The organism is Spiroplasma endosymbiont of Asaphidion curtum (assembly GCF_964031085.1).
GTDB lineage: Bacteria > Bacillota_I > Bacilli_A > Mycoplasmatales > Nriv7 > Nriv7.
In genome coordinates this window covers 991,403-1,006,621 of the sequence record NZ_OZ035001.1, presented here as the reverse complement: position 1 = coordinate 1,006,621, position 15,219 = coordinate 991,403, and the positions used below count along the sequence as shown (strand labels likewise).

Here is a 15,219-nt window from a genome sequence, read left to right as displayed (position 1 = left end):
TCCTTGCTTTGTTTTTTCTAAAATAAACTTAGCATCATGAAATTTTTATATGAGATTTTTTGCAATTTTATTTACTTGCACTTACAAGTATAATTCAGCATATTTTATAGGAATTTTGTTTAATAAATAAGTAATGCAAGAAGTCTATTAAGTCTTTTTTTAATTTTTTTGATAACTTCAATTTTGGTTGCATTTGTAGGGTCGATTATTTCTGAGTTTGGTAAAATAGTTGAAGTCTTGTGATAAAAATAGCTCTCGTCTTTAAAACCATGATTTTTAATGGTGAATTCTTTATAGTAACCTTTTTCTAAAGTGTCAATGAAATTAAATACTGGTGTTCAATAAAGATAAGAATAATTAAATTTGTCAAAATCACCGCGATGAATCATTAAATAATCAAGGTTATCAATAACATCATTGTATTTGTGGTTACCATCAAATTTAGTAGTTGTTATTGGTAAATCAATGTTGGTACTGTCTTTTTCAATTTCTATATTAAAATCATTTGTATTATTTAATCTATAATTGTTGGTACTACCATGCTCAAAAGTTAGTAATTCTGTTCCTTGTGTTTTAATTCTTATTGTTTTATTGGGTACACTAATCATTCAGGTATAAAAATTTAAACCCGAAGTATCTATTTTTGTTCCATAAGTATTTGTTATTTTTTGAAAGTCTTTTTGTTTAATTCTGTTATTTACAAGCTCTGCATTAAACTCTAAACTAAAAATTTTTACATTTTTTAAATTTGGTAATTGTTTATCTATATTTGCATTTATATTATCTTCTGTTCTTATCTCAACTTTTAAAAGGTCATGGTCTTGCCTTTCTGTTAAAAATCTTATTTTTTCTAAGTTTCTAATTTCAAAATCATAAACTTTATTATTTTGTCTTTTGTTTCTAATTAGTGAATTTACTGTTGTTTTATCATTGTTAATATTTTGGGGAATAGTAAAAATGTTATTGAAACTAATAGTTAGCACGGTAAATATTTTCATAAACATTTTTATCACTCCTTTTTAAAATATTTTATTTTTCATTGTTCTTTTTTCTTTAATTTTTTGAATAATAAAGCGGATTAATTTTTCAAATTTAATTGCAAAATATATTGCTCCGCCTCATCAAAAAACAAATATTCCTGCTAGCATAATACCACTATTGAACTTGCCAAAGAATTTAACCATCTCTTCATTCATAAAATTGTTAAATTCGTCACTTGTTCCGGTTATTCATTTAGTATCGATTACTGTTAATGCACAAATTAATAAGCTTATAAAGATGAAAATGATACTTAATGATACTTTTAACCACTGCTTTTTAAAAGAATTTTTAATCCTTAATCTTAATGGCGTTTTTTCTTTTGAATTATCTTTTTTAAATAATTTGCCTAAAATTTTTTTCATTTTAGTTTTCCTTTCGTGTTTAAAAATTTTTAATTTTTCATTTTCAATAACTAGTTCTGATTTCTCATCTATATGAACACTATTTCGCTTTTCTAGTTCTAAAATTTATTTATTTTTTTCCATTATTATGTATTTAAGAGTATTAACACTATTTTCTAATATGACATTAACAATTTTTAATTTGTCATTTTCTATTTCTAATTCTTGTTTTTTAGTTCATTTTTCCATTTTTTTATCTACCTTTAATCACAATAAATAAGGCAATCAGTACACAAGTAACGCCAAGAATGGTGAAGATTGGATGTTGTGAAAATGTCCGAGCCATTGGTTTAAATAGTTCTAAAATTGTTAAATTACTAATAATAAACTTTTGGAAATTCGCAAGGCCTTCGCTAATATAGTTTGTTAAAGTTTCAAAATGACTACCAGCCAATAATCCAAGAACAGTTATTAAGATAAAAATAATAATTAGTTTAAACATCGTTAGTTACCTTGTTTTATTTTTATTGGTTTTATTTGTTTTTTAGTTTTTCCTCACGCACTTAAACGCCCCTTATTTTTAACAGCATACTGGCGTTGTTTTTCTAAATTAACTTGTTGACTACCAAATCCAAGAATAATTGCCATAAGAAATTCTACAGCAAGCGTTAAGAATAGAGGAAATATTAGTTGAATATTTGTTCCCGGTACTTCAAGACTTCAAATTAAATCAAAAACTTTATAAAGCATTTGGGCGAGAAAGTCGGCCATTTTTGCAAGATTTTCCATTTTTTATTGTTCCTTTTCTTTCATTTTTCTTAAAAATTTGCTGAATTTATCCATTTTTAAGTATTCTAAGTCTTCTAAATCAATTGCCGTGTCAGTATAATATTTATCTTCATAGTCAGGATTAACTTTTGAATTTAAGTAATCTCTTAAAAATGCTAGGTAAAAAGAATTGTAAGTGTTAAGTATTGGTAGAGGAATTTTTAGTTTAAAAAAATAAATATCAAGTTCAGGAATATCACGATATTTAATACGGCGACCTTTTTTGCTATTTTTCGCATCAATTAAGGTGTTTCGTCAGCGTTCATATTCTTCAATACTAGTAAAGGTGCCATAGATGACTTTTAAGTAGGGGCGAAAAATATTAACAGGTTTTTTACGAATTCCCACAATCACATTATTGGCAATATCACGAACTTTAACTCAAATATGTTTATCTCTCTGACCGCTAGCGAGAACAATATGACCGAAATGGCGTGCTAAGGCAAAATATTCTTGGATACCGGTTTCTTCGTTTTTGGTATTATTTTTTTCTCAATCAGTTCCTTCTAAAAATAAATTGGTTTCATCTCATAACAGTAAGGTTTTGTCTGGCAATACCGGATAATCAAAGTCTAATAATCCCATATGCCCTAAACTTAATTTTTGGGTTTCTAGTAATGGAAAGGTTGATGCGATGTGATATTTCTTCTTTTTTAGTAATTTTGATGCATATACTAGAAAAGCAGTTTTTCCAGTTCCTAATGAACCAATCACAATATTTAATGGTGAATTTTTTAAGAAATTAATAACTTTGTTAATTTGTGTTAAATTACCGATTTTAAAAAGAAAAATTAAAATACAACCTGCTAAAAATAAATAGCTTACAATGTTTTTAAAATAACCGTTGTAAATATATCAAATTGCTCCGCAATGTCATAAAATTAAAAATGAGGTGCGATTCAATTCAATAAAATGGTTATTTTTTTCTATTATTCATTTGCAAAATTTCATCTTGCACCTCACTTTATTTTTTTGTTAGCGTACCGCTCCAAGTAATTTTTCAAACATTTTAAAGCAAATAAAGAATATTGCCAAAATAAATGGAAAAATGAATATTCAGTAGTCAGCAAAGAAGTTACCGACTTGTGGCATATTAACAGCAATAATTTCTCACATTTTAGTAAAAGCCGTTATAATTGCATTTCATAATTTAGTCATCGCGTCACTAGCTGTTATTTTTTCTACTGTTGCAGGTGCATCGGCCAAGAAAGTTCCAATCATATAATCATCACCCCCTTTCTTTTTAAAACATTCATCATTATATAAAGTTTTTCTTAAATTTGTTAAAACCACGATTAACCTTAACACGATTATATTTTTTCCTAATTAATTTTGAATTTCTTTGGGAATGCATCAGAATGTAACTTCTTGACATTAATTTTTTCCCTATCTAAATACTGATATGGTTTTTCAAAGTAGCATTAGAATAAATCACACCATAATCGCTGTTAAGAATCAAAAAGCAATGTTTGCTATTAAAAGTCAAAGTGTTTCTTGAGTTAAATCAATTTCTTTACCACAACTAATATGAGCCGGAATAGTTGTAATTTGAATAAATAAATCTCAGAAAGTTTGTTTGATTTGTTCTCAATCAAATTCTTTTAAGTTTATTGTCATTTTTTATCTCCCAAAAATCATTTTTATTGGTAAATATATAATTGAAATTAATGCGAAAAGAAAAGTAATGATAATAATTAATCCGGCAATAAACGCAACTTGTGCAGGCATTTTTTCTATCGGAACAAACAGTTTTAAAAATTCCATAATAATTTCTCAAAACATTATTTTTTATCCGCATTATTTTCTTTTGAATTAGGGGTTTTAACTCATTCTTCAAAGCGAGCAATAAACACTTTTTCGTCTTTTGTGAAATTACCAGTATTATTTTTAATGGCATTTTTATATTTAATTCGCATTTTTATTTTGGCATAAATTTTATAAGCAAAATATGCCAATAGCATGATGCTGATAATAATAAATATTAGTCCAATTGCAATATTCATTTTTAAGCTCCTTTAAAATAGTTATAATTTATATCTTTTTTGTTGTTTTCTTTTTCGGCAATGAAGAAGCCTAATAATTCTTGTCCTTTAATTAACTTGGTTTCTTGCTCTTGTTGATTAATTGAAATTACTTGATATTTACTATCTTTTATTATTCCAATACAAATCGAATTTTCATATTTTCCTTTATAAACAAATCGCTTTGGAAACCAAATACAGATTTGTTCATTAAATCACGGAATTTTTGGTGCTTTAATAAGCATTGCGTTTTGTGTTTCTTTTAAAAGATATTTCTTAGTATTTAAGAAAATGTTTTCAATGTTTTTCATAGTAAGTTACCTTTCTTATAGATAAACTAAGTTATATTAACTAAGTTAGTTAACTTAGTTTTTTAAACACTTATATATCGCAGATTTAAGTGTTTAACAAGCTTTGTTATTAAATTTTGTTTTTTAATTAGATAAAAATTTTAATAATTTTAAACTTAGCATACCCCTATATAGAAATTTCTACACTTTAACATCCGCATCCTACCCTTGGAACTAATTTAATAGCGTGTATATTTTTAGGAAATCCACCCATTCATTTTTTTATTGCAAAACGAAACAAATTGCTATAGCTAATAGGATGTTATCTATTAACTGGTAAACTTCTTTTGGTTATGGCGACCACCCACAATTTATCGTGCTTTAATACATACCAACATTATTAATTCACTTGTATTTAATTTTCAAAGAACAAATTTTTAACACCTTATAAAATAAAAAGACAATCATTGCTGACTGTCTTAATACTTATTCAAATCTTTTCCTACCTAACAAAACTTTATGCGTCCGGCAAAACCAATTAGAAATTGAAAGGTATAATAAAAAGCTGGTACTGTTTTAAAAACTGGAAAAATAGCAGTTGAAAAATTAACTGTTGCTTTTGCAATGATTGCTAACGGCCGTAAAATGGTAATTATTTGTGAAGCTGTTAGTATTCAGTTTAGCATTTTAATACCAGCATTTTGAATAGCACAACCAATATCGTTAAAGGTTGGTATTCACCGCCCGGAATATTTGCAATTTGGTGGTGGAATTAGGTCATCCCATTCTGAGTTGGTTGAACCGTCAGGAATAAAGGCCGTGGAATTTAAGACATTAAAGTCATAAATTTTAAAATTGTAATTATAGGTGTTATCCTTGTGATAAAGCGGGAAAGTCAGCGTAAAAATATTAATACCGTAGCAAATATCAATATCGGTATTGAGATAATTAATGCTGTTAGCAGTATTGTTGATTGGCAAGGTAATAAGTTTATTGTCGTAGGATTTAAGCACATTAAAGTCAATTTGGTAGATACTATTTTTATTTTTAATGGCATTATAATTCTCTTGGTGCGTTTTTTTATCAAAAGTGCTGAATTATACTTGTAAGTGCAAGTAAATAAAATTGCAAAAAATCTCATATAAAAATTTCATGATGCTAAGTTTATTTTAGAAAAAACAAAGCAAGGAGTTTTTATATGGGTTACAAACATCTTGGCATATATGAAAGAATTTATATTGAGAATCAATTGAAGTTTAAAGTAAAAATTAGTGAAATAGCTAAAAATCTTAATCGAAGTATTAGTACTATTATTCGAGAAGTCAATAGAAATAAAGATAGTAATCATTATTTTTCATTAATTGCACAAAATAAAGCAGAAAACAGAAAACAATCACATGTTTATTTTCATAAGTTTAAAAATAGAGAATTAATAAAATATGTACAACAAAAATTACTATTAGGTTGATCGCCTGAACAAATTTATGGCAGAATTAAAAATTTTCATAAAGAATGAATTATTAGTTTTAAAACAATTTACAATTGAATTTATTCTGGATTACTTGAAAAAGTTACTAATAAAAATTTAAGAAGAAAAGGTAAGAAACGAAAATCTCAAGAAAATCGCGGTAAATTTAATGGTAAATCAATTAAAGAACGAAATATTAATGTTAATAATCGTATAACTGTTGGTCATTGAGAAGGTGATACTGTAGTATCATCACGAGGTAAAAGTAAATCATGTTTAATAACTTTAGTTGAAAGAACATCAAGATTTACTTTAGCAATGTTAGTTGAAAATAGAACTACTAAAGTTGTTAACGAAAACATTAGCCATTATTTATCAATTCTTCCAAATAATCTTGTTAAGACTATAACATTTGATAGGGGTAAAGAATTTTCTAATTGACAACAACTTGAAAAAAATTTAAATGTGAAAATTTATTTTGCTAATGCGTATTCGCCTTGACAAAGAGGTACTAATGAAAATACTAATGGTTTAATTAGAGAAAAATTTCCTAAAAAATTTAATTTTTCAAATACTACTAAAAATGCAGTTCATAAATTTATATTGTCTTTAAACCAAAGACCAAGAAAAATACTAAATTATCTTTCACCAATCGAATATTTGGTTAGAAAAATAATTTAGTTGCACTTAACTTTACAATTTGGCAAGTAAAGAAATAACTTCTTAGTAATAATTCTGAGTTTCCTATAATATTTACTAAGTATTTTTTGGGATAAAAAGTAATTAACGAGCGATAAAAGAAACCGATTTGAATAAAGTAATTTTTGTTGTAATCATCTACTCCTTTAAAATCAATTTCGGTATAAGTTTTTTCGTCCATATCAAAAGTAGCATAAAATAAACTGGCAAAGAAATTACCAAGGATTTCATAAATTTCGTCAAAGATATTTTTGTAATCATTATTGTTAATACCAAGAATGTTGTTTTTAAAATAAAGGTAAATATCGTTCCTTAATTCAGGGTCATAGCGTAGAAAACTAAATTTAACATTAAGATAATTCAATGTTCCAAAAAGGTACTTAATTAGGTAATAATCGTTAGCATTTTCAGTGTCATATTTTCAGATTTCAGTTTCACCGTGTAATAATTGTAAATAATTATTTCCAGCAATTAGAGTTTTGTTAAATACCTTAATTTTAAGGACATTATCGTTGGTATCCTCTTGTTTCGGAATGACCATTTTAATCGTATTTGTTCCTTGCAATTGTGTACTCGTTTCAATTGCAGCGAATTTAACGGTAAATGTTCTGTCAGCAACATTATCTGTTGTTAAATCAAAAGTAGCACTATCATCTAAGTAATTGTTGTCGTTATCTTTAATTTCTGTATTATAGTCGATGCCTTCAATTGCATTATTTACGCCAGTAAGATTGTTAATTGTTTCATTAAGTCTTTTTTTAATTTTTTTGATAACTTCAATTTTGGTTGCATTTGTAGGGTCGATTATTTCTGAGTTTGGTAAAATAGTTGAAGTCTTGTGATAAAAATAGCTCTCGTCTTTAAAACCATGATTTTTAATGGTGAATTCTTTATAGTAACCTTTTTCTAAAGTGTCAATGAAATTAAATACTGGTGTTCAATAAAGATAAGAATAAATTTGTCAAAATCACCGCGATGAATCATTAAATAATCAAGGTTATCAATAACATCATTGTATTTGTGGTTACCATCAAATTTAGTAGTTGTTATTGGTAAATCAATGTCGGTACTGTCTTTTTCAATTTCTATATTAAAATCATTTGTATTATTTAATCTATAATTGTTGGTACTACCATGCTCAAAAGTTAGTAATTCTGTTCCTTGTGTTTTAATTCTTATTGTTTTATTGGGTACACTAATCATTCAGGTATAAAAATTTAAACCCGAAGTATCTATTTTTGTTCCATAAGTATTTGTTATTTTTTGAAAATCTTTTTGTTTAATTCTGTTATTTACAAGCTCTGCATTAAACTCTAAACTAAAAATTTTTACATTTTTTAAATTTGGTAATTGTTTATCTATATTTGCATTTATATTATCTTCTGTTCTTATCTCAACTTTTAAAAGGTCATGGTCTTGCCTTTCTGTTAAAAATCTTATTTTTTCTAAGTTTCTAATTTCAAAATCATAAACTTTATTATTTTGTCTTTTGTTTCTAATTAGTGAATTTACTGTTGTTTTATCATTGTTAATATTTTGGGGAATAGTAAAAATGTTATTGAAACTAATAGTTAGCACGGTAAATATTTTCATAAACATTTTTATCACTCCTTTTTAAAATATTTTATTTTTCATTGTTCTTTTTTCTTTAATTTTTTGAATAATAAAGCGGATTAATTTTTCAAATTTAATTGCAAAATATATTGCTCCGCCTCATCAAAAAACAAATATTCCTGCTAGCATAATACCACTATTGAACTTGCCAAAGAATTTAACCATCTCTTCATTCATAAAATTGTTAAATTCGTCACTTGTTCCGGTTATTCATTTAGTATCGATTACTGTTAATGCACAAATTAATAAGCTTATAAAGATGAAAATGATACTTAATGATACTTTTAACCACTGCTTTTTAAAAGAATTTTTAATCCTTAATCTTAATGGCGTTTTTTCTTTTGAATTATCTTTTTTAAATAATTTGCCTAAAATTTTTTTCATTTTAGTTTTCCTTTCGTGTTTAAAAATTTTTAATTTTTCATTTTCAATAACTAGTTCTGATTTCTCATCTATATGAACACTATTTCGCTTTTCTAGTTCTAAAATTTATTTATTTTTTTCCATTATTATGTATTTAAGAGTATTAACACTATTTTCTAATATGACATTAACAATTTTTAATTTGTCATTTTCTATTTCTAATTCTTGTTTTTTAGTTCATTTTTCCATTTTTTTATCTACCTTTAATCACAATAAATAAGGCAATCAGTACACAAGTAACGCCAAGAATGGTGAAGATTGGATGTTGTGAAAATGTCCGAGCCATTGGTTTAAATAGTTCTAAAATTGTTAAATTACTAGTAATAAACTTTTGGAAATTCGCAAGGCCTTCGCTAATATAGTTTGTTAAAGTTTCAAAATGATTACCAGCCAATAATCCAAGAACAGTTATTAAGATAAAAATAATAATTAGTTTAAACATCGTTAGTTACCTTGTTTTATTTTTATTGGTTTTATTTGTTTTTTAGTTTTTCCTCACGCACTTAAACGCCCCTTATTTTTAACAGCATACTGGCGTTGTTTTTCTAAATTAACTTGTTGACTACCAAATCCAAGAATAATTGCCATAAGAAATTCTACAGCAAGCGTTAAGAATAGAGGAAATATTAGTTGAATATTTGTTCCCGGTACTTCAAGACTTCAAATTAAATCAAAAACTTTATAAAGCATTTGGGCGAGAAAGTCGGCCATTTTTGCAAGATTTTCCATTTTTTATTGTTCCTTTTCTTTCATTTTTCTTAAAAATTTGCTGAATTTATCCATTTTTAAGTATTCTAAGTCTTCTAAATCAATTGCCGTGTCAGTATAATATTTATCTTCATAGTCAGGATTAACTTTTGAATTTAAGTAATCTCTTAAAAATGCTAGGTAAAAAGAATTGTAAGTGTTAAGTATTGGTAGAGGAATTTTTAGTTTAAAAAAATAAATATCAAGTTCAGGAATATCACGATATTTAATACGGCGACCTTTTTTGCTATTTTTCGCATCAATTAAGGTATTTCGTCAGCGTTCATATTCTTCAATACTAGTAAAGGTGCCATAGATGACTTTTAAGTAGGGGCGAAAAATATTAACAGGTTTTTTACGAATTCCCACAATCACATTATTGGCAATATCACGAACTTTAACTCAAATATGTTTATCTCTCTGACCGCTAGCGAGAACAATATGACCGAAATGGCGTGCTAAGGCAAAATATTCTTGGATACCGGTTTCTTCGTTTTTGGTATTATTTTTTTCTCAATCAGTTCCTTCTAAAAATAAATTGGTTTCATCTCATAACAGTAAGGTTTTGTCTGGCAATACCGGATAATCAAAGTCTAATAATCCCATATGCCCTAAACTTAATTTTTGGGTTTCTAGTAATGGAAAGGTTGATGCGATGTGATATTTCTTCTTTTTTAGTAATTTTGATGCATATACTAGAAAAGCAGTTTTTCCAGTTCCTAATGAACCAATCACAATATTTAATGGTGAATTTTTTAAGAAATTAATAACTTTGTTAATTTGTGTTAAATTACCGATTTTAAAAAGAAAAATTAAAATACAACCTGCTAAAAATAAATAGCTTACAATGTTTTTAAAATAACCGTTGTAAATATATCAAATTGCTCCGCAATGTCATAAAATTAAAAATGAGGTGCGATTCAATTCAATAAAATGGTTATTTTTTTCTATTATTCATTTGCAAAATTTCATCTTGCACCTCACTTTATTTTTTTGTTAGCGTACCGCTCCAAGTAATTTTTCAAACATTTTAAAGCAAATAAAGAATATTGCCAAAATAAATGGAAAAATGAATATTCAGTAGTCAGCAAAGAAGTTACCGACTTGTGGCATATTAACAGCAATAATTTCTCACATTTTAGTAAAAGCCGTTATAATTGCATTTCATAATTTAGTCATCGCGTCACTAGCTGTTATTTTTTCTACTGTTGCAGGTGCATCGGCCAAGAAAGTTCCAATCATATAATCATCACCCCCTTTCTTTTTAAAACATTCATCATTATATAAAGTTTTTCTTAAATTTGTTAAAACCACGATTAACCTTAACACGATTATATTTTTTCCTAATTAATTTTGAATTTCTTTGGGAATGCATCAGAATGTAACTTCTTGACATTAATTTTTTCCCTATCTAAATACTGATATGGTTTTTCAAAGTAGCATTAGAATAAATCACACCATAATCGCTGTTAAGAATCAAAAAGCAATGTTTGCTATTAAAAGTCAAAGTGTTTCTTGAGTTAAATCAATTTCTTTACCACAACTAATATGAGCCGGAATAGTTGTAATTTGAATAAATAAATCTCAGAAAGTTTGTTTGATTTGTTCTCAATCAAATTCTTTTAAGTTTATTGTCATTTTTTATCTCCCAAAAATCATTTTTATTGGTAAATATATAATTGAAATTAATGCGAAAAGAAAAGTAATGATAATAATTAATCCGGCAATAAACGCAACTTGTGCAAGCATTTTTTCTATCGGAACAAACAGTTTTAAAAATTCCATAATAATTTCTCAAAACATTATTTTTTATCCGCATTATTTTCTTTTGAATTAGGGGTTTTAACTCATTCTTCAAAGCGAGCAATAAACACTTTTTCGTCTTTTGTGAAATTACCAGTATTATTTTTAATGGCATTTTTATATTTAATTCGCATTTTTATTTTGGCATAAATTTTATAAGCAAAATATGCCAATAGCATGATGCTGATAATAATAAATATTAGTCCAATTGCAATATTCATTTTTAAGCTCCTTTAAAATAGTTATAATTTATATCTTTTTTGTTGTTTTCTTTTTCGGCAATGAAGAAGCCTAATAATTCTTGTCCTTTAATTAACTTGGTTTCTTGCTCTTGTTGATTAATTGAAATTACTTGATATTTACTATCTTTTATTATTCCAATACAAATCGAATTTTCATATTTTCCTTTATAAACAAATCGCTTTGGAAACCAAATACAGATTTGTTCATTAAATCACGGAATTTTTGGTGCTTTAATAAGCATTGCGTTTTGTGTTTCTTTTAAAAGATATTTCTTAGTATTTAAGAAAATGTTTTCAATGTTTTTCATAGTAAGTTACCTTTCTTATAGATAAACTAAGTTATATTAACTAAGTTAGTTAACTTAGTTTTTTAAACACTTATATATCGCAGATTTAAGTGTTTAACAAGCTTTGTTATTAAATTTTGTTTTTTAATTAGATAAAGATTTTAATAATTTTAAACTTAGCATACCCCTATATAGAAATTTCTACACTTTAACATCCGCATCCTACCCTTGAAACTAATTTAATAGCGTGTATATTTTTAGGAAATCCACCCATTCATTTTTTTATTGCAAAACGAAACAAATTGCTATAGCTAATAGGATGTTATCTATTAACTGGTAAACTTCTTTTGGTTATGGCGACCACCCACAATTTATCGTGCTTTAATACATACCAACATTATTAATTCACTTGTATTTAATTTTCAAAGAACAAATTTTTAACACCTTATAAAATAAAAAGACAATCATTGCTGACTGTCTTAATACTTATTCAAATCTTTTCCTACCTAACAAAACTTTATGTGTCCAGAAGAAACTCCCTTGTTATTAATTAATAACAAGCGACCAATTAATTATTCTCAATTTTCAGTTTTATTATTTGTTAATACTTCAATTTCAAACGAAGCATAAGAATTTCTTACTTTAATAATTCGGAAAATATAGTTATTATATTGAAATTCTGGACTTTTCTTAGTAATTTTTGCTTCACCGCTAATTTCACGATATCATTCATTTAATGTCTTAGCATTTGTTACTGGTATTGATTCATTTAAAGTTTGAAATAACTTTTTTAACTTAATTGTTCCTACTACTTGAAATTTATGATGCCCAATTTCATAAATTTTTCCTGTTGTATCATGCTCATCATAAATTTCGCCAACTAATTCCTCAATTAAATCCTCCATTGTAATAATACCAATAAAATCTTTTTTAGTTTTACTACTTGTTACAATTGCTAAATGCATCTTATTCTTTTGCATTTTTTCTAAGGCAACACTTAATTTGGTATTTTTAGACAAAAATAACGGTTTTAATAAAAGCGATGGTATCGTTAATGATTCATCATCAAGGGTATTAATAATAATATCTTTAACATTAAGAATTCCCTTAACAACTTTAGTATTAGGATTTATTACTGGTACTCTAGTAAACTTCTTTTGCCGATATAAAGTCTTAATATCACTAATAGAACTATTGTAATTAATTGTTAATGTTTTATCTCTTGGCTGCATCGCCGTTTTAACAGTTTTTTCATCAAACATAATTGCTGAAGTAATTAAATGACGCTCTTGTTTTTCCAAAACGCCTTCATTTTCAATAGTTTTTACAAGTTCTAATAGTTCTCTTTCTGTTGTTGAAGGATGCTCTGATTTTAATTTAATTTTTGAAAACATATAAGCTAATGGATAAAAAAATCATCTTACCACAACAATCACTCAAGAACAACTAATAGCTAACTTTTCGGGAATTCAGCGTGCAATATTTTTAGGAATAATTTCTCCAAATAACAATACAATTACTAAAGAAAACATTGTTGATATTATTAAAGATCAATGTGTTGGTAAACCCAATTGATTATCAAAAAAGAAAGTAACAAATGTCGCTAAAGCAATGTTAACTAAATTATTAGCAATTAAAAGCGTTGTAATCGTAATACTATAATCTTTAACTAAAAGATATACTCTTTTAGTTTTTTTTGTATGCTTTTTATTAGTTTTTGCTAAATTTTTAATTCTAATAATATTAATTGAAGTCAATGCTGTTTCCATTGCTGAAAAAAAAGCACTTAAAAATAATAAAATAAATATTGTTGGTGCTAACCAAGATAATGTAATTTGTCAACTTATATTAAAAATGAGCCAATCATCAATTTCCACTAGTTATTAATTCCTCCTAAAAGTTAGTTTCTTTAAATATGGATTATAATTATAACATAAAAATCCATTGATATTAACTAATTGTTTACATTGGTCGCGTTTAGTTTTCTTAGGTATTGTTTTGAAGAAGTAAAACAATCAGCTAATTATATTATTTAATTACTAAACTACACACCTTTCTTGTTATTGTCATTTTTATTCATCATCATTCTATCATATTATTGAATTTTTACACAATAAAAATTATTAATAAGCTGAATTATACTTGTAAGTGCAAGTATAATTCAGCGAATAATAAATTTTATTCATTTTATTTTCAAAAAAACATTTTTGAGGAATAAGAACCTTCCATGGTTTCTTATTTTTTGATGAAAATGAATATGCTGTGCCATCATTGGGAATTGTTAAATCAACTGTACCAATATCTGGTACTATTGCCCAACACCCTTTATTTTCATAATTCTCATTAACATTAAAAGAAAACTGTAAAAGACTTGGTACATAACCCTCAATTTTATCTACTATTTTGATAATAGACTTCTTGCATTACTTATTTATTAAACAAAATTCCTATAAAATATATTTAAAATAGAAATTATAAGGAATTTAAGATTATGAAATTTGATAAATTTAATTTTATTAATGATAAAGAATTATTACGATTAACTGGAATAAAGCAAAGTACTTTTAATAAAATGTTAAATATTTTAAAAGAAGCTGAGTTAAAAAAGTTTAAAAGAGGTGGTAAAAATAATAAATTATCATTAGAAAATAGATTATTGATGACTTTATCATATTGACGAGAATATCGTACTTATTTTCATCTTGGTAAAAGTTTTGATATTAGTGAAGCTAGTTGTTATCGAAATATCAAGTGAATTGAAGATATTTTAATCAAACATCCTGATTTTCAACAACTTGCTGGTAAAAAAGCATTAATAAATGATTATTTTAATGATAAAACAATTATTATTGATGCTACAGAAACACCCATTCAACGCCCAAAAAAAGACAAAAACAATCTTATTCAGGAAAAAAAGAAAAAACACACTATTAAAACACAAGTAATTATTGAAAAAGAAAGCAAAATAATTATTGCAACAAATTTTTCTCTCGGTAAAAAGCATGATTTTTGTTTATTTAAAGAATCAAAAATCCCAATTTTAAAAAATACTAAATTAATAGTTGATAATGGTTATCAAGGAATACAAAAAATTCATAGTAATGTTCTAATACCTAAGAAAAAAACAAAGAAAAACCCTTTAAATAAAGAACAAAAACATAATAATAAATTAATTTCAAAAATGAGAATTATTATTGAAAATATTTTTGCTATTCTTAAAAAATTTAAAATTATTACTGAAAAATATCGTAATCGTAGAAAACGATTTAGTTTAAGATTTAATTTAATTGCTTCAATTTATAATTTGCAATTATAGATAACATAAAATATTTATTTAAAATTAAATTTAAATAATAAAATAATTTTTTGTTGTGTCAAAATTTACACATTTAATAAAATCCATAAGTATTAACCT

The 15,219-nt window shown here is 25.8% G+C and carries 23 protein-coding genes; 2 read left to right on the top strand and 21 right to left on the bottom strand.

Annotated elements, in window-relative coordinates; translation table 4 throughout:
• Positions 1-119 precede the first annotated feature (119 nt).
• The 10 genes from AAHJ00_RS06010 to AAHJ00_RS05965 form a co-directional block, all read right to left on the bottom strand.
• Complete coding sequence (locus tag AAHJ00_RS06010; protein ID WP_342223790.1) at positions 120-1,004, bottom strand: hypothetical protein; 885 nt, start codon at positions 1,002-1,004, stop codon at positions 120-122.
• Between the two features lie 15 nt (positions 1,005-1,019).
• Complete coding sequence (locus AAHJ00_RS06005; RefSeq protein WP_342223520.1) at positions 1,020-1,403, bottom strand: hypothetical protein; 384 nt, start codon at positions 1,401-1,403, stop codon at positions 1,020-1,022.
• Positions 1,404-1,635: 232 nt separating this feature from the next.
• The gene (locus AAHJ00_RS06000; protein ID WP_342223789.1) at positions 1,636-1,884 is read right to left on the bottom strand and encodes a hypothetical protein; all 249 of its coding nucleotides are present in this window, start codon (positions 1,882-1,884) and stop codon (positions 1,636-1,638) included.
• A gap of 2 nt (positions 1,885-1,886) precedes the next feature.
• Positions 1,887-2,171: a hypothetical protein gene (locus AAHJ00_RS05995; RefSeq protein ID WP_342223522.1), complete on the bottom strand. Its 285-nt coding sequence runs from the start codon at positions 2,169-2,171 to the stop codon at positions 1,887-1,889.
• Positions 2,172-2,174: 3 nt separating this feature from the next.
• Positions 2,175-3,161, bottom strand: a complete 987-nt coding sequence (locus AAHJ00_RS05990; protein WP_342223784.1) for a hypothetical protein — start codon at positions 3,159-3,161, stop codon at positions 2,175-2,177.
• Positions 3,162-3,185: 24 nt separating this feature from the next.
• Entirely contained in the window at positions 3,186-3,431 is a 246-nt protein-coding gene (locus AAHJ00_RS05985; protein ID WP_338967504.1) for a hypothetical protein, read from the bottom strand.
• Positions 3,432-3,596: 165 nt separating this feature from the next.
• Positions 3,597-3,827 carry a hypothetical protein gene (locus AAHJ00_RS05980; protein WP_342223527.1) on the bottom strand — a complete coding sequence of 77 codons (231 nt, stop codon included), beginning with the start codon at positions 3,825-3,827 and terminating at the stop codon, positions 3,597-3,599.
• 164 nt (positions 3,828-3,991) lie between these two features.
• Positions 3,992-4,213, bottom strand: coding sequence for a hypothetical protein (locus AAHJ00_RS05975; RefSeq protein WP_342223528.1), 222 nt, complete (start codon positions 4,211-4,213; stop codon positions 3,992-3,994).
• 2 nt (positions 4,214-4,215) lie between these two features.
• Positions 4,216-4,542, bottom strand: a complete 327-nt coding sequence (locus AAHJ00_RS05970; protein WP_342223529.1) for a hypothetical protein — start codon at positions 4,540-4,542, stop codon at positions 4,216-4,218.
• 485 nt (positions 4,543-5,027) lie between these two features.
• Positions 5,028-5,534, bottom strand: coding sequence for a hypothetical protein (locus AAHJ00_RS05965; protein WP_342223788.1), 507 nt, complete (start codon positions 5,532-5,534; stop codon positions 5,028-5,030).
• Positions 5,535-5,719: 185 nt separating this feature from the next.
• Between AAHJ00_RS05965 and AAHJ00_RS05960 the strand changes: the two genes are divergently transcribed.
• Entirely contained in the window at positions 5,720-6,670 is a 951-nt protein-coding gene (locus AAHJ00_RS05960) for an IS30 family transposase (RefSeq protein WP_342223787.1), read from the top strand.
• Here the strand turns inward: AAHJ00_RS05960 and AAHJ00_RS05955 are convergent.
• The 11 genes from AAHJ00_RS05955 to AAHJ00_RS05905 all read right to left on the bottom strand — a co-directional run bounded on the left by AAHJ00_RS05955 (position 6,654) and on the right by AAHJ00_RS05905 (position 13,681).
• Positions 6,654-7,229: a hypothetical protein gene (locus AAHJ00_RS05955; RefSeq protein WP_342223786.1), complete on the bottom strand. Its 576-nt coding sequence runs from the start codon at positions 7,227-7,229 to the stop codon at positions 6,654-6,656. The genes AAHJ00_RS05960 and AAHJ00_RS05955 overlap by 17 nt on opposite strands.
• Before the next feature lie 365 nt (positions 7,230-7,594).
• Positions 7,595-8,287 carry a hypothetical protein gene (locus AAHJ00_RS05950; protein WP_342223785.1) on the bottom strand — a complete coding sequence of 231 codons (693 nt, stop codon included), beginning with the start codon at positions 8,285-8,287 and terminating at the stop codon, positions 7,595-7,597.
• 15 nt (positions 8,288-8,302) lie between these two features.
• Positions 8,303-8,686, bottom strand: a complete 384-nt coding sequence (locus tag AAHJ00_RS05945; protein ID WP_342223520.1) for a hypothetical protein — start codon at positions 8,684-8,686, stop codon at positions 8,303-8,305.
• Positions 8,687-8,918: 232 nt separating this feature from the next.
• Positions 8,919-9,167 (bottom strand): hypothetical protein, encoded by a 249-nt coding sequence (locus tag AAHJ00_RS05940; protein ID WP_339024332.1) that lies wholly within the window; start codon positions 9,165-9,167, stop codon positions 8,919-8,921.
• Between the two features lie 2 nt (positions 9,168-9,169).
• The gene (locus AAHJ00_RS05935; RefSeq protein ID WP_342223522.1) at positions 9,170-9,454 is read right to left on the bottom strand and encodes a hypothetical protein; all 285 of its coding nucleotides are present in this window, start codon (positions 9,452-9,454) and stop codon (positions 9,170-9,172) included.
• A 3-nt stretch (positions 9,455-9,457) separates the two neighbouring features.
• Positions 9,458-10,444, bottom strand: a complete 987-nt coding sequence (locus tag AAHJ00_RS05930; protein ID WP_342223784.1) for a hypothetical protein — start codon at positions 10,442-10,444, stop codon at positions 9,458-9,460.
• A gap of 24 nt (positions 10,445-10,468) precedes the next feature.
• Positions 10,469-10,714, bottom strand: coding sequence for a hypothetical protein (locus AAHJ00_RS05925; protein WP_338967504.1), 246 nt, complete (start codon positions 10,712-10,714; stop codon positions 10,469-10,471).
• Positions 10,715-10,879: 165 nt separating this feature from the next.
• Positions 10,880-11,110 (bottom strand): hypothetical protein, encoded by a 231-nt coding sequence (locus tag AAHJ00_RS05920; RefSeq protein WP_342223527.1) that lies wholly within the window; start codon positions 11,108-11,110, stop codon positions 10,880-10,882.
• A gap of 164 nt (positions 11,111-11,274) precedes the next feature.
• A complete protein-coding gene (locus tag AAHJ00_RS05915; protein WP_342223528.1) occupies positions 11,275-11,496 on the bottom strand; it encodes a hypothetical protein in 222 nt (73 codons plus the stop codon).
• Between the two features lie 2 nt (positions 11,497-11,498).
• Positions 11,499-11,825 (bottom strand): hypothetical protein, encoded by a 327-nt coding sequence (locus AAHJ00_RS05910; RefSeq protein WP_342223529.1) that lies wholly within the window; start codon positions 11,823-11,825, stop codon positions 11,499-11,501.
• A gap of 551 nt (positions 11,826-12,376) precedes the next feature.
• The gene (locus AAHJ00_RS05905; protein ID WP_342223783.1) at positions 12,377-13,681 is read right to left on the bottom strand and encodes a hemolysin family protein; all 1,305 of its coding nucleotides are present in this window, start codon (positions 13,679-13,681) and stop codon (positions 12,377-12,379) included.
• A 614-nt stretch (positions 13,682-14,295) separates the two neighbouring features.
• Here AAHJ00_RS05905 and AAHJ00_RS05900 point away from each other — a divergent pair.
• Positions 14,296-15,120 (top strand): IS5 family transposase, encoded by an 825-nt coding sequence (locus AAHJ00_RS05900; protein WP_342223782.1) that lies wholly within the window; start codon positions 14,296-14,298, stop codon positions 15,118-15,120.
• Positions 15,121-15,219 lie beyond the last annotated feature (99 nt).